At 47.9% G+C, this 22,454-nt stretch carries 14 protein-coding genes, 3 tRNA genes and 1 riboswitch; of the genes, 8 read left to right on the top strand and 9 right to left on the bottom strand.

Translation table 11 applies throughout. The features are described from left to right. Positions 1-70: 70 nt before the first annotated feature. A complete protein-coding gene (locus NQ564_RS07350) occupies positions 71-1,384 on the bottom strand; it encodes an aminotransferase class I/II-fold pyridoxal phosphate-dependent enzyme (protein ID WP_008149292.1) in 1,314 nt (437 codons plus the stop codon). 139 nt (positions 1,385-1,523) lie between these two features. On the opposite strand from NQ564_RS07350, the gene NQ564_RS07345 reads away from it, so the two are divergent. After that, positions 1,524-1,600, top strand: a tRNA-Asp gene (locus NQ564_RS07345). Between the two features lie 185 nt (positions 1,601-1,785). On the opposite strand, the gene NQ564_RS07340 is transcribed toward NQ564_RS07345, so the two are convergent. The 4 genes from NQ564_RS07340 to NQ564_RS07325 all read right to left on the bottom strand — a co-directional run bounded on the left by NQ564_RS07340 (position 1,786) and on the right by NQ564_RS07325 (position 3,410). After that, positions 1,786-1,868 (bottom strand) — tRNA-Tyr (locus tag NQ564_RS07340). A gap of 72 nt (positions 1,869-1,940) precedes the next feature. After that, positions 1,941-2,014: transfer RNA gene (locus NQ564_RS07335), tRNA-Thr, on the bottom strand. A 167-nt stretch (positions 2,015-2,181) separates the two neighbouring features. Continuing rightward, positions 2,182-2,595 (bottom strand): thioredoxin, encoded by a 414-nt coding sequence (trxA, locus tag NQ564_RS07330; protein ID WP_370008216.1) that lies wholly within the window; start codon positions 2,593-2,595, stop codon positions 2,182-2,184. Positions 2,596-2,750: 155 nt separating this feature from the next. Then, positions 2,751-3,410, bottom strand: a complete 660-nt coding sequence (locus NQ564_RS07325; protein WP_005639364.1) for a superoxide dismutase — start codon at positions 3,408-3,410, stop codon at positions 2,751-2,753. Between the two features lie 150 nt (positions 3,411-3,560). Between NQ564_RS07325 and NQ564_RS07320 the strand changes: the two genes are divergently transcribed. Beyond that, positions 3,561-3,917, top strand: coding sequence for a hypothetical protein (locus tag NQ564_RS07320; RefSeq protein ID WP_039848179.1), 357 nt, complete (start codon positions 3,561-3,563; stop codon positions 3,915-3,917). Positions 3,918-3,994: 77 nt separating this feature from the next. Here the strand turns inward: NQ564_RS07320 and NQ564_RS07315 are convergent, their stop codons facing one another. Continuing rightward, on the bottom strand, positions 3,995-6,526 hold the full coding sequence (locus NQ564_RS07315) for a glutaminase domain-containing protein (RefSeq protein ID WP_008149300.1): 2,532 nt from the start codon (positions 6,524-6,526) through the stop codon (positions 3,995-3,997). A gap of 434 nt (positions 6,527-6,960) precedes the next feature. Here NQ564_RS07315 and NQ564_RS07310 point away from each other — a divergent pair, with 434 nt between their 5' ends. The 6 genes from NQ564_RS07310 (at position 6,961) to NQ564_RS07285 (ending at position 17,823) form a co-directional block, all read left to right on the top strand. After that, on the top strand, positions 6,961-8,679 hold the full coding sequence (locus NQ564_RS07310; RefSeq protein ID WP_008157478.1) for a phosphoethanolamine transferase: 1,719 nt from the start codon (positions 6,961-6,963) through the stop codon (positions 8,677-8,679). Further along, complete coding sequence (locus NQ564_RS07305) at positions 8,679-11,174, top strand: hybrid sensor histidine kinase/response regulator (RefSeq protein ID WP_129649965.1); 2,496 nt, start codon at positions 8,679-8,681, stop codon at positions 11,172-11,174. Before NQ564_RS07310 ends, NQ564_RS07305 begins: the two co-directional genes overlap by 1 nt. A 361-nt stretch (positions 11,175-11,535) precedes the next feature. Further along, a complete protein-coding gene (locus NQ564_RS07300) occupies positions 11,536-12,708 on the top strand; it encodes a DUF418 domain-containing protein (protein WP_008149308.1) in 1,173 nt (390 codons plus the stop codon). 48 nt (positions 12,709-12,756) lie between these two features. After that, positions 12,757-14,121, top strand: a complete 1,365-nt coding sequence (locus tag NQ564_RS07295) for a sigma-54-dependent transcriptional regulator (protein WP_008149311.1) — start codon at positions 12,757-12,759, stop codon at positions 14,119-14,121. 344 nt (positions 14,122-14,465) lie between these two features. Next, a complete protein-coding gene (gene hypD, locus NQ564_RS07290; protein WP_008149314.1) occupies positions 14,466-16,904 on the top strand; it encodes a trans-4-hydroxy-L-proline dehydratase in 2,439 nt (812 codons plus the stop codon). A gap of 13 nt (positions 16,905-16,917) precedes the next feature. Further along, positions 16,918-17,823: a glycyl-radical enzyme activating protein gene (locus tag NQ564_RS07285; RefSeq protein ID WP_008149316.1), complete on the top strand. Its 906-nt coding sequence runs from the start codon at positions 16,918-16,920 to the stop codon at positions 17,821-17,823. Here the strand turns inward: NQ564_RS07285 and NQ564_RS07280 are convergent, their stop codons facing one another. From NQ564_RS07280 to NQ564_RS07270, 3 genes are all read right to left on the bottom strand, one after another. Continuing rightward, on the bottom strand, positions 17,824-18,756 hold the full coding sequence (locus NQ564_RS07280) for a sirohydrochlorin cobaltochelatase (RefSeq protein ID WP_129649963.1): 933 nt from the start codon (positions 18,754-18,756) through the stop codon (positions 17,824-17,826). It lies immediately after the preceding gene. 178 nt (positions 18,757-18,934) lie between these two features. Continuing rightward, complete coding sequence (locus NQ564_RS07275; RefSeq protein ID WP_129649961.1) at positions 18,935-20,053, bottom strand: sirohydrochlorin cobaltochelatase; 1,119 nt, start codon at positions 20,051-20,053, stop codon at positions 18,935-18,937. Between the two features lie 22 nt (positions 20,054-20,075). Then, positions 20,076-22,136 (bottom strand): TonB-dependent receptor plug domain-containing protein, encoded by a 2,061-nt coding sequence (locus NQ564_RS07270; RefSeq protein ID WP_008149321.1) that lies wholly within the window; start codon positions 22,134-22,136, stop codon positions 20,076-20,078. Positions 22,137-22,190: 54 nt separating this feature from the next. Further along, positions 22,191-22,394, bottom strand: a riboswitch (cobalamin riboswitch). Positions 22,395-22,454: the final 60 nt, after the last annotated feature.

Below are 22,454 nucleotides of genomic sequence, written 5' to 3'. Positions count from 1 at the left end.
TTTAAAGAAACAAACGAAAAGCCGGACTTTCATGTTAATGAACCATAAATAAAAGTCCGGCTTATGTTAATTATGCAGTGTGATTCTCTTTGAACAGTTTCAGGCGTTCTTCGAGAAGGGCATATTGATGTGGTTTGATAAAAGAAGTACAAGCGCGTAAGCCTTCTTGGTTACTGCCTGTCGTGCTTAATGAAATGGCACTTACGCCGTAATAAATCAGCTCTTCCATCAGTTCCCCTCCTGTCATTCCCGGATAAGCGATCGTGAAATAAAATCCGTCTGCGATCGGTTCGTCCAGGTCATGGTCGTAGACGATCCGGAAACCATAATCGGTAAAGATCTTTTTTAATCTTTCTGCCCGGCGTCCGTATTCTTTTACTTCCGAAATAAAATCGAACGTTCCGTCTGCCGCTGCTTTGAACATGGCTGCTAATGCGAACTGTGCCGAGTGGCTTGTGCCCGACGATAGGGCATACAATACGCGGTGAATGTATACAGTTCCGAACGTCCCTCCTCCGTAGCGCTGTGTCAGTCCGGGATAGGCTCGGTGATACAGTTTGTCGGAGATTGCCGTGACGCCGATGCGCTGGCCGGCATAGCTGAATGCTTTTGAACCTGAAATTTGTAAAATGTAATTATCTGTATAGCGGGCAACGGTTGCCTGGAAAGGCGCTTCAAACGGCTTGCCCAACGGTTTCCGGAAATCCATAGCGAAATATGCCAGGTCTTCAATCACGATCGTGTCATATTTGTTTGCCATGTCTCCGATGATCCTCAGCTCTTCTTCCGTCAGGCAGAACCAGGCCGGATTGTTGGGGTTGGAGTAGATCATGGCTGCGATGTTGCCTTTCGAGAGATATTGTTCCAGTATGTCCCGGAGTTTTTCGCCTCGGTATTCGTACACGTCGAACGATTCGTATCTATAGCCCATGACTGTGATCTGCTGTTTCTGGACAGGGAATCCCGGATCGATAAAGAGAATCGTGTCCTTTCCCGGCGTACATTGTCCGCAGACGAGGAATGAAGCGTATGTTCCCTGCATGGAGCCAGTTACGGGAACGCAGCCTTCCGGCGCTACATCGATATTGATAAATGCTTTGATAAAACGGGATGCTTCCGCTTTTACATCGGGTGTACCATTGATATTCGGATAGATGGAGGCAACGCCATCTTGAAGGGCTTTGATCTCGGCATCGACACCGACTTGGGCCGCTTTCAGTCCGGGAACCCCCATTTCCATATGGATAAATTCTGTTTTAGTCTCTTGTTCGAGTTGTGTGGATATAGCAACGACTTCGCGGATCGTCGCTTTCCCGAAATCGGGAAGTCCGTAGCCATCTATAATCTTTCTGGCTGTCTGATAATCTACCGGAGTATTCTTCATGATTGTTATTGTTTATATGAAGGGCAAAAGTAGAAAAATAATCTATCCGACGTAAATTTTTGCCGCGAAACTATTGCAAGATTCAAAATAATATCTACCTTTGCACCGCAATCGAGAGAGATTGCAAGACAAGAATTCTGGTTCGGTAGTTCAGTTGGTTAGAATACATGCCTGTCACGCATGGGGTCGCGGGTTCGAGTCCCGTCCGGACCGCCAGAAATAAAAGCCTTTGGTTCATTGCGAATCAAAGGCTTTTTTATTTTTAATCCGAGAAGCTGAGATCCGGTTGAAAATGGGGGTAAGGCTTCCGGATGGTGGGTAAGACGGAATGACGGTTATGAGGCTGTGAAGTGAATCTAAAACAAAAAAGACCTGAAAGAAAATCTTTCAAGTCTTTTTTGTGGGCAGTGATGGATTCGAACCACCGAAGGCGAAAGCCAGCTGAGTTACAGTCAGCCCCATTTGGCCACTCTGGTAACTGCCCAATAAGTTGACAGATAAAACAGGAAAGTGACATAAACTGTCAACTGCCAACTTTCCACTATCAACTATTTTGAGCCTCTTGTCGGATTCGAACCAACGACCCCGAGATTACAAATCACGTGCTCTGGCCAACTGAGCTAAAGAGGCATTCATTTTTTATCAGTATCAATCTCTCTCGATTGCGGGTGCAAAGGTACGCATTATTTTTAAATATGCAATAGTTGGATGGCATAATGTGTAATATTTTTTGAAAAAAAACTCTCCGAGCTCTGTTCGGAACTCGGAGAGGGCTTCCTGTTTATGTTGGGATATTGTTATTCTTTCTTCAAAAGTACCTCATTTATAGCTTTTTTGAAATCAGCCTTTCCCATTGCACCTTTTGCCATCTGCGGTTGCCCGTCCATCGGGCAGAAAAGGAGGGAGGGAATGCTTCTGATACCGAAAGAGGCGGCTAATCCCTCTTCTTTTTCCGTATCTACCTTATAGATGTCGATTTTTCCGGCATATTCTTCTGCTAATTCTTCTAAGATAGGAGCGACCATCTTACAAGGTCCGCACCAAGTGGCATAAAAATCCACGATACAAGGTTTGTCTCCTTCGTACACCCACTTGTTGGGGCTGGCTTCGTAGTTTGCTACTTTTTTCAAAAATTCCGCTTTTGTCAATTCTTGTACTTTCATGTTTATTCTCCTTATTAATTGAGGTTTATATTCTTGTTTATTGATTATATAACAAAGGTACGCTATTTATTCCATTCCGTTATTGGACATTTTTCCCTTATAATTGTCAATATTACTATATTGCTTGAGTTCCAGTCATATTACAAATAAAAAAAGCCGTCCGGTATGTTGCCGGGCGGCTTTTATCTGTAGTTTAAAGAGCTTTAATATCTTTTGCCAACGGTATCCCAATCGATGATCTTCCATAAGGCGTTCAAATGATCGGGACGGCGGTTCCGGTAATCCAAATAGTAGGCATGTTCCCACACGTCGAATCCCAGGATCGGTTTCAATCCGTGAGCAACCGGGTTACTACCGTTAGCTTCTTTGGTAATTGAGAGTTTTCCGTCTTTATCTTTAGCCAGCCATACCCATCCTGAGCCGAATAGACCGGTTCCGGCAGCTACGAATTCCTTCTGGAAGTTCTCGAACGATCCCCAAGTCGCGTCGATCGCTTTGGCGAGGGCGCCGGTCGGTCTGCCACCACCATAGGGGGAGAACTGGGTGAAGTACAAATTATGATTAAGCGTCTGTCCGGCATTGTTAAAGATAGCACCGTCGGATTCTGCCACGATCTGTTCTAAAGTAGCGTTTTCGAACTTGGTTCCCTGAATGAGGTTGTTCAGGTTATTTACATAAGTCTGTAAATGTTTGCCATGATGGAACTCAATCGTTTCTTTACTTATAACCGGTTCCAGCGCGTTGGCTGCATAGGGTAACTGGATTAATTCAAATTTCATAACTTTTTCTTTTTTATCTGTTATTTGACTATTATTACTATTATTTGTTATCAACAATAATAAACTGAGACATAATGTAAGCATGATCAATCTGTTTTATGTTGTTTCTACTATTCTAACATTCCCTGCTCGAAATTTGTTCATAGAATGAAATACATATTATTTATCGCGGGATAGACTTTATCTATGAACGGAATGTACTATCTTCGCCAACCAATTAAAATAAACACAATAATGACAAAAATTCAGGAAACACTGGCTGCGTTGCCAGAGGAAAAGAAAGCTCTGTTTATCCCGGCTTTCGGAGATGTGGACAAGTTTTATACGACCGTTTATCTGATTGCCCGAAACGAGCATGTGACGGAGCTGGAAAAACCGGACCGTTATGAAGACCGCTTGCAGGTGATCCGCCAGATTCGTGGCAAGGTGGAGAAGTTGGTGAGTTCTTTCGGGTTGGACGGCTCTGAGATCGTGGCAGATATCGCCAGCGATTATTTTGAAGATTACGTGAATTATAAGGAACCGGATATCCGGATGACGAATGAAGAGTTTCTCGGTATCATACAGAAGGTGGCGAGGGGGAATTTGTGATTTGTGATTTATGATTTATGATTTATGGTTTGTGTGTACGATACTATACAAGGCATAAATCATAAATCATAAATCTTTTACTTTCTCTTCAGCCGTTTTTCCAGCAATCGCATATAGTAGCCGCCGACGACTGAACGGGCCTGGAATCCACGTTGTGTTCCGTCGGAAGTGTAATGCCAGTCGCTCAACGGGACGCGTGAGGTCGTTTCGTTGGCGTATTTCCAGACCGGAAGCATGAACGTTTCAAAATCGGCCGTATTGCCGGTCAGGCAGGCACTCCACAGAATCCAGTCGGATTTGGTATAATCTTCGCGGTTGTCCAGCGGCAGACCATATTTGTTTTGTCTGGTCTTGTAGTAAGCTGTTTCCGTTTCAGCTATTTCCGAAGGGAATATATTCAGATCTAACAAGCGGTCCCAAACCAAATTATATTTCTGGCTCCATGTACCGGACTTATCGAAGGTCAGCTTATAGTGATCCCCGTCTTTTGCCATCGCAATCCATTTGCCAGCCATTTCACGAGCTGTCGCCAGATAAGAATCCGCTATTTCCTTCTTTCCCAACATTCCGGCCATCTTGCCGTAGCCTGCCACACCCATGATGGCCTTGATGGACAGGTTGGTGTTGTGAGCGAAATGACCGGCGAAATCGTCTGTACATAACTGGTTGTCCGGGTCAAGCCCCTCTTTTTTCAGGTAATCGGCCCAGGTTGTCAAAACATCCCAATGTTTGGCCGCATAATCCGCATTTCCTTCGATTGTCGCAATGGCTGTCGCGAGGATCAGCATATTGCCGGATTCTTCGACCGGCATATCGCCGCCGTAGGTCTGTCCGTTAGCCTGCGGATACGTGCCGACATCGTGTGAGGGGAAAGGCTTGTTCCATCTGCCACTTTCACTGTAGTAGAAGATCGGGTTCATCATTCCCTTCAGGAGTTCGGGGTTATAGCATAAGAACATCGGGGCCGAAGGATAGGTGATATCGACCGTTCCGATCGAGCCGTTGCTGAAATTCTCTTTCGACAGGAATAGCAAGTTGCCTTCCTTATCTGTTACCAACTTGTGGGCGGAGATAGCCTGACGATAGGCCAGGGCGCACAGCTCGGCATATTTTTGTCCGCCGGCAGCCGTTGTTTCCTGCATTAGTTGCCTGTCGAAATCCGCACACCGTTTCATCATTCCGGCATACTCTTTCTGACCTTTGGCGAAGGCATCGAAAATATCCGTCTGTCCGTCGTGCTTCCAGTAGGCCATCCGGTTATCATTGAAATACTGGATCGCATACAGATCGTCATATCCGATCAACAGATGTCCTGATACGGTCTTTCCGTTTACCTTGCCTAAGTTGTCGGAGTAGGCGAGGACCGTCATCTGTTTTTCCATATCCGGAGATACGTTGTCCGCTTTGCCGGACAGCCTGCCGTCGGACATAAATGCTTTCTTGGCTGCATAATATTCGTCGATAGCGACTGTCACATCCGGAGATTGTGCAGCCGAGAGATAGAAATAACCCCAGTCGATGCGGACATCGTCACCTTTCTTGCCCAAAACTTCTTGGTCGACAGAGCCGGTCTTCAGATAGACATACCCGTCTTTTTCGATCTTTTCGAAGGTGACAGGTTGATCTGTCGTGTTTACAGCCCATTGAGGGGTCGCTTCGAGGTATAACTGGACTTCGTGTGTCCGGCCATCTAACGAACGGGCCTGATACGTGATATAATTGTACGGGGCGGTCATGGCCTCCAGGTCGTCCATCAGCATCGGAGCAGTGAAGATCAAATCCAGTTCGACAGGGCCGCATTCGAACGTATAGTACGTCTGTGTCGGCATGACGGTGGTCGCCGTCTGGACCGCTTTATTGTCAAATGTGTCTCCCCGTTTTACCTTCTTCATGATTCCCATGTCCACGTAGGCTCCTCCTCCGTTGTTGCGGCAGTGGGCAGCCAGGATGTTGCCCGTCGGTTTGAGCGTGTTGGCCACTTCCTGCGGGATTTCCTTCAGCAGGTCGTAATCCAACCCGTTGCCGGTTACGGCCACCTGCTTGCCGTTGATGTACAACTCGATGTTGTCGTCGTGCGAATATTGCAGGAACAGATCTTCCTTATCCGTCCCCTCAGGCCAGTCGAACGAGCGGCGTACCCAGATGTCGCCGTCTTGCCAGGGAGTGGAGCGATACGGATTATCGTCTGTCCCGAATGCCGCCTTGCCTGTTTTCCAGCCTTTTGCCTCGTAATCGACGGCGGTCCATTCTCCCTCCGGCTGCCCGAATGTGTAGGTCGCCTCCCATAAGCCGGAAGCCGCCGTACCGATAACCGGCGTCACCTCTACTTTGTCCGCTCCCATGAACCGGTATGAAACGCCGTCTACACGCAGGCTTCCCAACAGCGGGAAGTTACGGCCGGTCCAGTGGCGCACGCTTTCTTCGTTCAGGCGGTCGGCAAACGACCAGGCGCTGGTGTACGGGTCGATCGTTACCAGCGGTGTTGCCGGCGCCCGTAATTCGTTTTTGGCAGCAGGGGCATATACTTCGTTTGTGATGCGCGTGTTCGACGAACAAGCACTCAGCAAAGCGACCGTACAAGCCGATAGCAGCATGATTTGTCTTTTCATTTTGTCTTTACCTTAATTATTATTGATGATTTTAAATAATCTTCCCCTTTTTCGGTTGCCCGAAATTAAAAATAAAAAGCGACAGTCGGAAGCAACAAAGTTCTGCTACCGGCATATTGCAAGATTATTGAAAGCATTTGCATGATTTTTAAAATATCAAAATGTCATTACGACCCCATGTAAATCGGATTAGTACCCCATATATTTGGAATTACTATAGCGGGTAATATTTTTTAACATTTCTATTTGGACTGGGGAGTGGCTGTTTTGCTGACGAAATGATATCGGGCAAGGCAGACGTTGAAATAACTTTTTTTGTGCTTCTTCTGTATGTGTATGTGATGGATAACGCTTATTTTTGCCGATTACAGCAGTACTGTTGTGGAATAGTGATAAGAATAGTTGATAAAATTAGGCTTTTTAGGCAAAAATCGATGAGGTACTTTACTAATATTTTGCGTTGGATATCTTCACAGGAACACTTATATTTCTTGTTCGGCTTGCTTTTCATCATTCCGAACTGTGTTTTTCTGTTCACAGAGCCTTTGCCTGTTCCGGTGGGCCTTGCTTCTATCGTCATGCCGCTGGCGTTCTGGATGGGAGTTTTGCTGCTGGCGCGTAAACCCGGAGTGGTGGTCTGGTGTCTGTTGCCGAAAATCATATTGGACGGAGGGCAATTGGTCCTGTTGTATCTTTTCGGCGAGTCGGTGATAGCGGTGGACATGTTCCTGAACCTGACAAGTTCGAATGCTTCCGAGGCAAGCGAATTATTAGGGAATATTTTTCTTGTCATCGTTTGCGTCTTTTTCTTTTATACGCTTCCTACCTTGTGGCTGGCTACGCGTTCGGTCCTCATGAAAGACAGGTTGACCGCCGTGTTTCGCAAGCGGTGGGCGTTCAGAAGCTTAGGACTTTTCGGGGTAGGGGTGCTGCTTTGCTTTCTGCCTTCTTGGCAAAAGCACAGTTTCTCGCTCAAGAACGATGTCTATCCGGTCAATGCGCTTTATAATCTCTATTTTGCGATTACCAAATCGAACAAAAACGCCAACTATTCGATCTCTTCCGCCGATTTCAAGTTCAACTCGGTCCGGACGGGACAGGCGGATGGCAAGCGCGAGATTTACGTGCTTGTGGTGGGAGAGACTTCGCGGGCTATGGAATGGAGCTTGTATGGATATGAACGCAATACGACTCCGCGGATGAAGGGGCTCGATGGCCTGGTGCATTTTACGGATGTCGTGACGCAATCCAACAATACGCACAAAAGCGTACCGATCATCCTGTCTGCCGCCAGCGCGGAAAACTATGGCGTGATATATGACGAGAAAAGCATTGTCACCGCTTTCAAGGAAGCCGGTTTCCGTACGCTTGTCATCGCCAACCAGAAACTGACCACTTCGATGATCGGGGCTTTCTACCGGGAGGCCGATACGTTTATTGATATGAGCACGTTCAACACCGGATCGTATCTGACCTCGTTGCACGATGCCGCCCTTTTGCCGTATTTGGAAAAAGAACTGGATAAATCGGACGAGGATATGTTTATCGTCCTCCATACATACGGGTCGCATTTCAATTATCATGAGCGGTATCCGGCCGAGTTCCGGATTTATACGCCGGATAAGGCCGAAGGCATCCGCCAGTCTTATAAGAAGGAACTGCGCAATGCTTATGACAATTCGATCCGTTATACGGATTATGTCTTGGGAGAGATTGTCGACATGTTGAAAAAGAAGGAGGTTTGTGCGTCGATGCTCTATCTGAGCGATCATGGAGAAGATATTTTCGATGATGCGCGTGCCCGTTACCTGCATGCTTCGCCTATACCGACTTATTATCAGCTCCATATCCCGTATATTATTTGGTTTTCGGACGATTATCGGACCGTTTTCCCGGAGAAATACCGGACGGCGATGTCTCACGGGGCGTATCCGGTCAGCACGAACAGCGTGTTCCATACGGTATTGGATATTGCCGGTGTCCGGACTTCGGTATCCGATTCCACATTGGCCCTGACCAACCCTGCTTTTGCCGTTCGTGACCGTATGTTTCTCGGTGATCACGACGAACCGGTCCCGTTCTGGAAGGTTGGATTGAAGAAAGCGGATTTCGTTATGTTGGACAAATGGAAAATGGCCTATAAGAAAGACTGATGAGCGCACAGAACGGGCATATTACAAGTAAAGTCATATTGGGATACTTGTTATTGATCCTGATAGCCGTGTGTTCGGTCGTTTATATCTATAACATCATCGAACAGTTTGCCGGCGAAGACGACCCGAACAACAAATCGAGCGAGAAGGTCTATCTCGTGACCAACACCTTGTCGTTGCTCTACGAAAGCGAAGCACTCGGACAAATGGTCGGGCTTCCGCAGGGGGAAATCAAGCATTTCAACCGCACGCTGAACAAGGCTTTGCAGAATATGGATTCCTTGCGTACGTTAGTGTCGAATCCCGCACTATATCCCAAGATCGACACGATCGATATGCTGATCGAGCAGAAGCGTTGGAACACGCGCCGCCTGTTGGAAACCTGGCGCGAGACGAACGCGGAACATCTGTACACCCAAAACATCGAGAAGGTGATCGCCCGGCAAGATACGATGATCCGGCAGGTCGAAATACAGGAGCGCGTGATCGTGCACCAGGATTCCGTGAAAACTCCCCAGCCCCATAAGCACCGCGGCTTTTTCCGCCGCCTTGCCGATGCATTCTCACCGCCTAAAGAGGATTCGACTGTTATCGTGAATACGACCCGGCAGATCGTGACTGATACGTTGGTGAACTCCTTCAACCCGGCAGACACGATCGTGACAGTCCTGAAAAATTTGCAGGACAGTGTGGCCGACCAGCGTAAACAGCTTGTCGACCAGCTTTTGGAGCGTGCCGCTAATTTACGTTATAATAACAGTATCATCACAAGCCGGATCAACCAGATGTTGCGCGATATAGAAGAAGAGGAGATGAACGCGTCGATGGAGCGTGTCGTGAAGAAACAGGAGGTGCTGCGCGAAACCTCTTATCTCATTGGCGGCATCGCTATCCTGTCGCTGATTATCGTGGTGGTCTTTATCATTCTGATCACGCGTGATATCTCCAGGAGCCAGTATTACCGGCAGCAATTGGAGAAAGCCAAGCAATATGCCGAAGACCTGCTCCATAGCCGGGAGAAGCTGATGCTGACGATCAGCCACGATATCCGTGCGCCGCTCTCGTCCATAATCGGTTATATCGAACTGTTGCTGCGCCGTCGTCCGGACGAAAGGCAACGTTATTATTTGGAAAATATGACCGGATCGGCCGATCATATCCTTTCGCTGGTGAACGGCTTGCTTGATTTTCATCGGTTGGAATCGGGGCAGATGGAGATACAGAACGTGCCCTTCAGCGTGCGTACGCTTTTTAACGAAATATACGGGAGCTTCCGTCCGATAGCCGAGGCGAAAGGACTGGCTTTTGTTCTGAATATGAAAGAGGAAGGGATGGATCGCATCTATTCCGGTGATCCGATACGTCTCCGCCAGGTAGTCAGCAACTTGTTGTCCAACGCTGTCAAGTTTACCCACGAAGGGCGCATCGTCTTAATAGTCAAATTAAATTGTCAATTGTCCATTGTCCATCCTCAATTGTCAATTACCGTCTCCGACTCCGGTGTCGGGATTCCGGAAGAAGAACAGGAAAAGATTTTCGGCGAGTTTGCCCGTCTGTCGGGAACTGAAAAGGAAGAAGGTTTCGGTCTCGGACTTTCCATTACCCGCAAGCTGATCGAACTGATGGGAGGAACCTTGTCGCTAAAGAGTGTTCCGGGAAAAGGAAGTGATTTTACGATTGTCCTGCCTTTGCAGGAGTCGGAAGTGCAGACACTACCTGCCACGCCTGCCATAGAGGAGGAAGACGAAACGGAAACCGGGAGCTTCGGAGGACGCGAAATCTTTTGTTTGCTGGTCGACGACGATCCGTTGCAGTTGGCACTGACGGAAGAGTTTTTGAAACGGAACCATGTGGAGGTCGCCAGTTGTTCAAATCCGTTTGCCGTGGTCGATATTTTGCGTAATAGTTCTTTCGACGCGATCATAACCGATATACAGATGCCGGGAATGGATGGTTACGGCCTGCTCAACGTCATTCGTTCGTCGGGTGTCCCCGGTACAGATACCGTGCCTGTCATCGCGCTTTCGGCCAGTGTGGAAAACGAGCATACCCATTATTTGGAAGTCGGCTTTACCGGATTCCTGAACAAGCCTTTCACGGCTAAGCAGTTGATCGCTTTGTTGAATAACCTGTTGCAGGCGGATATACAAGCCGAGGTGTCGCCCGAATTCAATTTTGATTCGCTTACCGCTTTTGCCGGTGAAGACAAAGAAGCCTCTGCGTCCATTATTCGGACTTTTGCCGAGGAGACGAACAAGAGCGTTTCGTTGCTGCAACAAGCTTTGGAGAAGACCGAACGTGTTCCGGCTGCCAAAATCTCCCATAAGCTGATCCCGCTTTTCACCATGTTGGGAGCTTCCGACTTGGTAGCCCAACTGAGAATCCTTGAGAAGAACGACGAAGCACTGACAGACGAAGGTTGGAAGCGGCTTTTATCTGAAGTGATCCGGCAGGCGGGTGTTGTTGTGGGCCAGGCTGTGGAGCGGTATTTGTAGAAAAATTCCCCATGTATGTCCACAATTCCCCATTTGTAACGTTGTAATAATTAGCTCCTGTAAAACATTCCGGGTGACTTATCTGTTAAAATAGAAGAGTTTACAAAAACAGGTCGTGTGCCGGGCCGAGTTTGGCACGGTATTCGCTTCTTTTATAACGAGAAGCGGAAGTGGACGTTTCTACATTAAAAACCGTTTTAAAGTTACTATGTTCGAGTATCTATTTTAAGTCTGCAAACAAAAAGAGCGCCTAAAAGGGTGCTTTTTTTGTTTTATATGACTTCTTTATCTACTTTTGCCTTTCGTAAAATTGTAAATCATAAATCATAAATTAAAAATCATAAATCATAAATCATTATCAATGGAGCACGGACTTTTAGCTAAGTCGCCTCGTATCGAGGTGGTGGATGCACTACGCGGTTTTGCCGTTATGGCTATTATGTTACTACACAACATCGAACATTTTAATTTCTATGACTTCCCGGCAGCTTCTTCGGCTTTTATGGAGGCGATGGATAAAGGGATATGGGAAACATTGTTTTTCCTCTTTTCCGGGAAAGCTTACGCGATTTTCTCTCTGCTGTTCGGATTCAGTTTCTTTATTCAATATAACAACCAGGCGAAGAAAGGCAAAGACTTTCGCCTGCGTTTCCTGTGGCGGCTTTTCCTTTTGTTCATTATCGGCTGTTTCAACGGGGCGTTTTTCCCCGGCGACATATTAGTCCTTTATTCTATAATTGGCGTGGTGCTCGTGTTAGTCTGCAAATGGAGCGACCGGGCGGTCCTCATTGCCGCTATTATCCTGATGCTCCAACCGCTCGAACTCGGCAAGTTTTTCTATGCGATGATGAATCCTGACTATGTGCCGGCAGCCGGCGTTTGGCGTGTGCATAGCCAACGTATGTATCCGTTCCTTTCGCAGCCGGATTTCTGGGCGATGGTCAAGTCCAACCTTTGGGACGGCCAGTTGTTCAGTCTGTTGTGGGCATGGGGGTACGGACGTTTCTTCCAGACTGCCTCTTTGTTCCTGTTGGGTATGCTGATCGGACGCAGACAGTTGTTTGCCAAACTGTCCGAACATCGGGTTTTCTGGATGCGGACGCTGGTTATCGGCGCGGTCTGCTTTGTCCCGTTGTATTTCATTACGGCTTCCCTGCCGGATATGATCTCCAACAAGGCGATGCTGACTCCGATGAATACGGTGGTTTCCTCTTTCCGCAATTTCTCTTTCATGTGTGTGTTGGTCGCTTGTTTCGTCTTCCTGTGGCAACAAGTTTCGACCCATAAAGTGTTGCACAGTTTGGTGCCATACGGAAAGATGAGTTTGACTAACTATTTGACACAGTCTATTATAGGATCGTTTGTCTATTTCGGCTATGGTTTGTCACTTTATAATGTTTTAGGTACGACAGCCAGTTTCGGAGTCGGTGTCCTGCTGTTCGTCCTCCAGTTAGGTTTCTGCCATTGGTGGTTGAAGAGATTCAAGCAAGGTCCGTTCGAAGGGGCGTGGAAAAAGGCGACTTGGGCTTTTTGAATTGACAATTATCCGTTATATTTGCGTAGGAAATAAAATAAAAACAATATGCCGTCTATTCTGATTTTAGAAGATGATATAACATTCTCGTTGATGCTGAAAACCTGGCTGGGGAGGAAAGGCTTCGAGGTCAGTTCGGTATCATCGGTTTCGGATGCGCGAAGCCGGATAGAGGATGCCTCGTTCGATTTGATCCTGTCTGATTTGCGTTTGCCGGACGGGGATGGAATCGATCTGTTGAAATGGATAAAAGAAAATAATTTTGTAATTCCCCTGATTATGATGACCAGCTATGCGGAGATACAAACCGCCGTGCAAGCCATCAAGTTAGGGGCGTCCGATTATATCGCCAAACCGTTGAACCCGGAAGAACTTTTAGGCAAAATCAAGGATGTGATAAAGACGGAAACAGGCCCGGTCGCTTCTGCCACCGAGCCGGAACGTCCTGCGCGTTCAGCTAAACGTCCCGAACTGCCGGGAGGAACGCATAGCCAGTATGTGGAGGGACAGAGCCAAGCTGCCCGCCAGCTCTACGAGCATGTACGTCTGGTTGCTCCGACAGATATGTCTGTATTGATTACCGGTTCGAGCGGTACGGGGAAAGAGTATGTTGCCCGCCGTATTCACGAACAGAGCAACCGTAAGAAAGCCCCTTTTATTGCTGTTGACTGCGGAGCGATCCCGAAAGACTTGGCCGCGTCTGAATTTTTCGGGCATGTGAAAGGTTCGTTTACCGGAGCTATCGATAATAAAGAAGGTGCCTTTGTTGCCGCCCAAGGTGGTACGATTTTTCTGGATGAGATCGGCAACTTGTCCTATGAGGTACAGGTGCAGCTTCTTCGTGCCTTGCAGGAGCGGAAAGTAAAACCGATCGGTAGCAATCAGGAGATCGCGATCAATGTCCGTCTTATCTCCGCGACAAACGAGAACCTGCGTTCTGCGATTGATAAGGGGGATTTCCGCGAAGATTTGTATCATCGTATCAACGAGTTTACCGTCCGTATCCCTGATCTGAAGGAACGGAAAGAAGATCTTTTGCTGTTTGCCAACAACTTCCTGGATCAAGCCAATATGGAATTGCAGAAAGATATTATTGGCTTTGATAATGAAGTGATCCGGATTTTCCAGTCTTATTCGTGGCCGGGCAACTTGCGCCAGATGAAGAACGCCATCAAGTATGCTACCCTGTTGGCGACCGGCCGCTATATTACCTGTAACGAACTCCCGGAAGAGCTGACTGCCGGTCCGGTTTCCGCTCCGGTCAATATCCAGTTGAAAAACGAATCGCATGAATGCGAAATGATCAAACGTGCCCTGCAAGAAGCCGGCAACAATAAGACCAGAGCAGCCCAGCTGTTGGGTATTGACCGCAAAACGCTTTATAATAAGTTGAAAGCGTATGGGATTGCTTGATTGATCTTTTTACAGGATGGGGTGCACCGGGTTTTATTAAATAAATATGATTTCTTTTGTTTTTATGGAAAAATGTCTATATTTGCTGCAATCATACACTTAATACCGAGTGTTGATTTTAAATTATTACAATATGTTCGTTAAATCTTATAGACGACTATTCAATTGCCTGATTTCTTGACAGGCGTTTTTCCCCCTTTCTCTTTTACCGTTCTCGGGTAAGAGTTCTTTCGGTTTGTATTAGTATCTGAAGTCATTGGCCTCTATGCCGGTGGTTTTATCTCTGTATCTGTCCGGAATTTATCAGATTAAAATAATTGAATAAAAATAGCCTTTTATATAATATGACTACAATCACAGCTCAGCGTGCACCGCACAGTGCATCTAATTTCGCTCCCGCAGTAGAGGCAAATGCCTATGGAATGAATGACCGGATCAAACGTCTTCGACAAGAGACGTTCGAAGCCGAGCCCTCCCTGTCTATTGAACGCGCTTTGATAGAAACCCGTTTCTACAAGGAAAACTACGGAAAATATCCGATTCCGATTCTTCGGGCCATGAATTTTTATGAGATCTGCAAGCAGAAGACGATCTATATCGGCAAGGACGAACTGATCGTGGGCGAACGCGGACCGAAACCGAAATGTGTGCCGACTTTCCCGGAACTGACCTGCCATAGTGTGGAGGATCTGCATGTCTTGAACACACGTGAATTGCAGCGTTATACGATCAGCCAGGAAGACATCGACACGTATGAACGCGAAGTGATCCCTTACTGGAAAGGGCGTACCCAGCGAGAACGTATCTTCAGCCATGTGCCTCAGGAGTGGAAGGATGCCTATGAGGTGGGGATGTTTACCGAATTTATGGAACAACGCGCTCCGGGACATACCGCTTTGGACGGAAAGGTGTATAAGTACGGATTGCTGGATTTGAAAGAACGTATCCGGAAAGAACTGGACGGGCTCGATTTCATGAACGATCCCGAAGCGACCGACAAGCAGGAGGAACTGACTGCCATGTCCATCTCGTGCGACGCCGCCATCTTGTTTGCCGAACGGCATGCGGACCTCGCCGATGAAATGTCGCTGACGGAGAAAGACCCGAAACGGGCGGCCGAGTTACGCCGTATTGCCGAAGTTTGCCGCCAGGTTCCGGCCCATGCTCCCCGCAACTATTGGGAGGCGATCCAGATGTATTGGTTCGTCCACTTAGGGACGATCACCGAACTGAACGGTTGGGACGCGATGAATCCCGGTCATTTCGACCAGCATCTGGCTCCTTTCTACGAAAAGGGGATTGCCGACGGTACGTTGACACGCGACGAGGCAAAAGAATTGATGTCCTGTTTCTTCATCAAGGTGAACAACCACACGGCTCCTCCCAAAGTCGGCATCACGGCTAAGGAAAGCGGTACGTATAATGATTTTACGAACCTGAATATCGGCGGTGTGAAAGCCGATGGTAGCGACGGGGTGAGCGAGGTTTCCTATATCATGCTCGAAACGATCGAAGAACTGCATATCCTGCAACCCGGCAGTGCGATCCATATCAGTGCCCGCACACCGGAACGTTTTCTGCGTGCCGGTTGCAAGGTGATCCGCCAGGGACATGGCTATCCGTCCGTGTTCAATCCGGATGTGTATATCCAGGAGTTGATGCGCCAGGGAAAATCGTTGCAGGATGCACGCGAAGGTGGTTGCAGCGGTTGTATCGAGGTCGGGGCGTTCGGCAAGGAGGCGTATGTGCTGACCGGTTACCTGAATGTGCCGAAGATTTTGGAAGTGACGCTCCACAACGGTGTCGATCCGGTTTCCGGGCGTAAGGTCGGATTGGAGACGGGCGATCCGCGCGGTTTCGGCAGCTATGACGAACTATATGCCGCCTTTATGAAGCAGGTCCGCTACTTTGTGGATATGAAGGTGCGTGTCAGCAACTATATCGACCGTATGTTTGCCAAGTATGCACCGGCTACCTTCCTGTCTCTCTTCATCGACGATTGCATAGCGAAAGGACGGGACTATTACAACTGCGGCCCGCGCTATAATACGACCTATATCCAGTGTACGGGACTCGGTACGATTACCGACAGCCTGGCGACGCTGAAAAAACATATATTCGAAGATAAACGCTGGTCGATGGACGAACTGCTGAAAGCGATGGCCGATAATTTCGAAGGGGCCGAGGCGATGAGACAGACGATTCTGAACCGCACGCCATTCTTCGGAAACGATGACGAATATGCCGACAGTATTGCTGTGAAGGTGTTTGACGATCTCTATGATACGATCGAAGGAAAGCCGAATACGAAAGGCGAATGTTTCCATCTGAATATGCTGTCTACCACCTGTCACGTATATTTCGGCAAGGTGATGGGGGCGACTCCTAACGGACGCTTGGCCGGGCGTGCCATCTCGGACGGCACATCTCCGTCTCATGGCGCCGATACGCACGGGCCGTCTGCCGTCATCAAGTCGCTCGGCAAGCTTGACCAGGTGAAGAGTGGAGGAACGTTGCTGAACCAGCGTTTCCTGCCGAGCCTGCTGAAGCGTGAGGAGGATATCTCCAAGTTGTCTTCGTTGATCCGCAGCTATTTCGCTTTGGGCGGACATCACATCCAGTTCAATATCGTCGATACGGAGACGCTTTATGCTGCCCAGAAATGTCCGGAAGATTATCGCGACCTTCTGGTCCGCGTAGCCGGTTACAGCGATTATTTCAATGACATGAATGCCGATCTGCAGGCGGATGTGATCATGCGGACGGAACAGGAAACGTTTTAGCAATTGAAAAAAGATGTTTGTTTTCGATATAAAACGATATGCCATCAACGACGGGCCGGGTATCCGGATTACGATCTTTATGAAAGGATGCCCCCTGTCGTGCGTATGGTGTCATAATCCGGAAGGAATCTCCAGCCGGAAGCAAAAACTCTATACGAAAAAGAAATGCATCGGTTGCCGGACATGCGTCGAGGCTTGTCCGCAGCAGGCATTGACACTCACGCCGGAGGGGATCGTGACGGACGGGGCGCGTTGTACCCTGTGCGGAATCTGTGCCGAGGTGTGTCCGGCTTTGGCGATGGAGATATCGGGTACGGAGTATTCGGCCGAAGCCTTGATGAAGGAGATTGAGAAGGAGACCGTTTTCATGGACCGTTCGGAGGGGGGCGTGACGTTTTGCGGAGGAGAGCCGTTGTTGCATCCCGAACCGTTATTGGACTTGTTGCGCCGTTGCGGGGAACAGGGGATCCATCGGGCTGTCGACACGACGCTGTTCGCCCGGCCGGAGATCGTACGCGACGTGATGGATAATTGCGAGCTTCTCCTTGTCGATTTGAAGCAGATGGATTCGGCCAAGCATGCGAAATATTGCGGTGTCCCGAACGAATTGATCCTGTCCAATCTTCGGATGGTTGCAGAAGCCGGACACGATTTCTATCTTCGTATTCCTTTGATCGAAGGTGTGAATGCCGATGAAGAAAATATAACACGCAGTGCCGCTTTCCTGGCTTCGTTGCCGTGGGAGCACCGGACTGTAAACCTGCTTTTATATCATGACATTGGCAAGGGCAAGCATGAAAAATTGGGTACGGTCTACAATCCGGATCGATATGCTTTCGCTGCCCCTTCGGACGAGACGGTCGGACGTTGCCGGGAGATATTTGCCGACTATGGGATCGAAACGACCATCGGAGGATGATTATTCATATTTTTCCTTACCCTGAGCATATTCTTTTTTCTTTTTGACGATATCAAGATATTTGTGGGTGGCACAGAAACGTGCATGCTGTACGATAATGTCTTGGATGGCAGGGTTTTGTCCGAGCCCTTCCATCAGGACATCAACGCGATATCCTTGTTTCTCCAAATTTTCTTTCCAGTCTCCGGCAATATCGTTTTTCGCGTGCTCGCCGGCAACGAACATGAACGGTATTAATTGGATGGTCTTCTGACTTCCACTTTCGATTTGTAACAAAGCATCGTCGAAGGAAGGATACCCTTCTATAGTGCCGACGGACCACCGGCTGAACCCTTTTGCTTTGAGCATATAGTCCAACATGGCGTATTGAGCCGTGTTCGGTGTGTAGGTGCCGTGTCCGACTAATAGGACCGCTCCGTCTTTGATCCCTTTTGGGGTGATGGCTGCTATCACTGCTTCGTAGTCGCCGGGGCTGAACAAAAGGGGAGTGCTGATGCGGATCTCTTTGAAATCTTTTTCCTGTGCGGCGACGTCTTTGCGGAGTGATTCCATTTCAATCCCTTCTATGATGTTGCTGGATTGGATCAGGATATGAGTATAACCATCCGTTTTCAGTTGTCGGAGAGCTTCTTCCGGACTCAGTCTCTTCAAGCCGCGGGTTTTCATGCGGTGCATGATGATGCGGGATGTCCAGGCCTCGCGGACTTCGATGCCGGGAAATGCTTCCGCTATCTTGTTGTTGACGGCGTCTATTGTCTTGGCCCGCGTATCTTCGTGTGTAGTTCCGAAATGGACGACAAGTACGGCAGCCTTTTCGCCTTCTTTCAGAGAACCGAATAGATCGGATTCGACAAAATTCCCTTCCGCTCTCGCAGATTGTGTCAGGATGTAGAACATGCAAAAGAAAATGTAGATAAATTTGCTTGTTGTCATTTTGATAATCTAATAGGGGTATTTGCTATCAAATAGAATGTTAAAAAATATTACCCTTGCGGGTAATTTCCAAAATATGCCCTACTAATTCAAATTAGATGGGATAGGGGTGTCATTTTGATACTACTCTCTTGCCGGAAATTTATCCTCTCCGCAAGAGAGTAGCTATTTTATATGATTATTGGTAATCCTCGCCAGTTTGCCACTCGTCGGCATTATTGTAGATGGCTTTCAAATGATCTACCCATACTTTGCGTATGGAGGCATAGTCGCCCAAACCGTTGATCGTACATTTATCGACATCCCCGTTGTGACTTTCGTCTGTGGCGATCTTGAAGCCCATCTTCAGCAATTTCAATCTCCAGCAAGCATCGGCGCCCGGAGTAGCTTCGCTAAAGTCGTCACCGTCTTCGATGCCCCACAGGTCGTTGTGGGCATGGTCGCCAGCGATAGACATGAAGGGAGCCAACGAGATCGTGATATCTGACGGTTGCAGGTTGTTGTCTTCGCAGTATTTTGTCAGTTTGGAATAAACGCTTTCGGCATTAGGCGCAGGTAAAGGTTTTTCATCCTTGTCCAACGGCCAGAACAGCATGTCGCCATAGTCGACAGTCCCGACGAATACGTTTTTGTTAGGAGACAATGCTTGCATGGCTTCTTCCACTTCGGCGTATTTGCTGTTGGCATTGTAGTTCTTGTCCGGGTTGCCGTGTCCCATCAACAGGAGCAAATGTTTTTTGTCGGCCAGGTTGCTCTTGTAATGATCGTATAAGGCGGCAGAAACAGCTTGCACATCGTCTTCATCGTAAACCAGACAGGTACCTTTTGTCACTTGGACATTCGGGTATTGTTCGATCATGAAGTCTTTCTTGACCGTTTTGTTCATTAAGTTCAGATACTCTTCGCCGGGAATGATGTGTAAAGATTGTACGGCTACTTTTTTATAACCGGCTTTACCAATTGCTTTTAACCAAAGATCCGGTTGATAACGCTCGATACCTGTTTCGGCGAAGACACGATTCACACAGGTGTAAGATGTAAAAGCCAGATAGATGTCTGCATCAGGAAATGCCGTTTCGAAATCTGCCAACGTCTGATCGTAGGTCTTGATAGATTCTTTGAAAGTACTTCCGAAAGTACATAGCAGAATGGCTGTCTCGTGCTTTTTGTTCTTTGTCACGAATTCTTCTGCCGGGTTGGCAGATGTTGCATTGTCGTCATCGTCGTCACAGGATGTGAACCCTACTGTGGCTGCAAGTAATAAGCCTGCCAGCCATAAATGTTTAAACTTCTTCATTTTTACTGATTTTTAAAAGTGATTATTTTTGTTTATTCTGAAATTTAACGTTCAGCGAGAGGTATAAAGTCCGTCCGGGACTGGTTGTCCCCCGGTTCTTGCCGAAAGGTGTGCGGTCGATATAATTGAATATATTATCGATGCCGGCATTCATCCCCAGGTTCCATTTCTTCGTTTTCAGCAGTGAGCTTCTTACATTCAGGCGCCAGAGCTGATAGGCTTTTCCATTTCCATCCGTGATGTAATAGCGTGTGGACTGGTATCTGCCGAAAAGGCTGACGCCGACATCTTTGTGTGTCCAGGCTATTTTCCAGTTGGCATTGTGGTAGGAAGTCGCGTTGATCGGCAGATATTTCATGTAGTTGGGATCGTTCTGGTCTTCCGTGTACTGGGCTTTTGCATCCGTATAACTGTAGCCTCCTCCGATAGCCAGTGACGGAAGCACCTGATAGTTGAAGGTGAAGTCGGCTCCGAATGAACGGGCTTTGGCGAGGTTGTTGTATTTCATCGTTTCTTCTACTTCCAGGAATTTGTCTTCTGACGAAGTCGGGACGACGGTCAGGGCGATCATGTTGTGTATCCGGTTATAGTACCCGGTCACGGTTGCCTGGAATTTCCCGTTGCTGTATTCTACGCTTGCCGAACCGTAGTTCGAACTTTGGGGCTTTAGGTTCTCGTTGCCGTAATAGGCTTTCAGCGGTCCCATGATAACGGTGATATAATTCTGATAAAGCTCTTTCAAGGTGGGGGCTTTGAAACCATACGAGTAAGTGGCACGCAGGTTGAAATCGCCAAGGCTGTACTTGGCTGATATTTTTGGGGTGAACTTTTGACCGAATTCTTTATGATGGACAAAACGATAACCGAGAGTCAGGTTTAGCCGGTTTGTTATCGACCATTCGTCTTGTGCATAAGAGGCTAAAGTATAGACAGATGCCTTCCCCTGTTTCAGGCGGTAAGGAGATTTCAGATAGTCGTGTTGGTGCTCGATTCCGGCACTTAAAATATGATTGTCTCCTAAATAGAATACCCCTTTGACATGGTTCAACCATCTGCGCTGCATGGTCTGTAATACGCGGTCGCCGGGGTAATTGACAACCCGCGTTCCGTCGGGATGGAAAAAGTTGGTCACTTCTTGGCCCGTATAATCGAAATAGTAGTTGTACTGTCCGAAAGAAGCATCGGCGGTCAGATAGCTCCGTTTGTCGTTCAGCCTATATTTTAAGCCTAAGGCGTAATCCTGGTTCCGGTAGAAATAGTCGTATAAATAATATTTCCAGGGACCGACAGGACGGAAAATCCATTTCTGGTAATAAGAGGCATCGGCCGACAAGCTGAGTCTGTCGCTCGCTTTATAAGTGAAATTCTGGGAAAGCGTGAAGTTGGTGGAGCGGCTCACTGTTTTGCTCACGCTTCCTTCTTGCAGATCGTGGTGATACCATTCTTGAGTCGTGTTTTGCCAACCTCCGGTATGTTTCATGCTTGCGGAAGTGGTGGAGTTCAGCTTTCCGTTGCTGAACCCTATTATTTCGCTCTGGAGCAGGTCGTCGTAATTGCCGACGCGTGTCGTGTTGGAGACACTGACTTTATCGCGGTTCTTTTTCGTGATGATGTTGATGACACCCGCGATAGCATCGCTTCCATACAAGGAAGAGGAGGCTCCTTTTACAATCTCGATGCGTTCGATGGTTGCCGGGTTGATGATACTCAGGTCGTTTTGTCCGCCGATGTCGCCGTTCATCCGTTTCCCGTTCACCATGATCAGGATATAGTCGTTCTTCAATCCGTTTAGCTGGATATTGCTACCCATGTCTCCCGGACTGAACGTGATGGAAGGGGAGAGGGCGCTCAGAATCTCGTCGAGGCTGCGTCCGTTGTATTGTTCCAACGCTTTCCCTGTGATCACTTCCGTCTGTACGGGAGCGTCTTTCAAATAATGTTCCGTTCCGGTACCTGTCACGACGACCTCGTCCAGGCGGATCTCTCTCAGATCATTCGTATCCGTGCGCAACACGGTTTGTGCGTGTGACGCGCAAAGAGAACAACCCGCAAGAAGGGCTGTCAGCCAACATTTCTTTTTCATGGAAAAAAGAGTTTTATTATGTATGTGTCAATAGCTTTCCTGGCCCCGGGAGAGTTATTATTGTCTTGCTTGGCAGGTTTCCTGACTTAGCCTTTTCGGAAAGCGGCCTTCCCATCCTTGCGGATAGTGGCATGGAGAATGCTTTCTTCTTTTTTTAATATGGCTTTACAGTAGCGGGCACTGTTCCGGATTTCCACCGGATTCCCTTTTATACAACTGTCGGATGGCAGTTATATCACCTAAGCGGAGGCAAAGATAGAGATTTATTTAGAAATGCCAACTATAAATTTAACTCTGCTTTCGTTTGGTTTAACACAA

The sequence above is a fragment of the Parabacteroides johnsonii DSM 18315 genome (assembly GCF_025151045.1).
In the GTDB taxonomy this organism is placed as follows: domain Bacteria; phylum Bacteroidota; class Bacteroidia; order Bacteroidales; family Tannerellaceae; genus Parabacteroides; species Parabacteroides johnsonii.
Note: the sequence above shows the minus strand (reverse complement) of the source record. Positions and strands in the feature narration are given on the sequence as shown.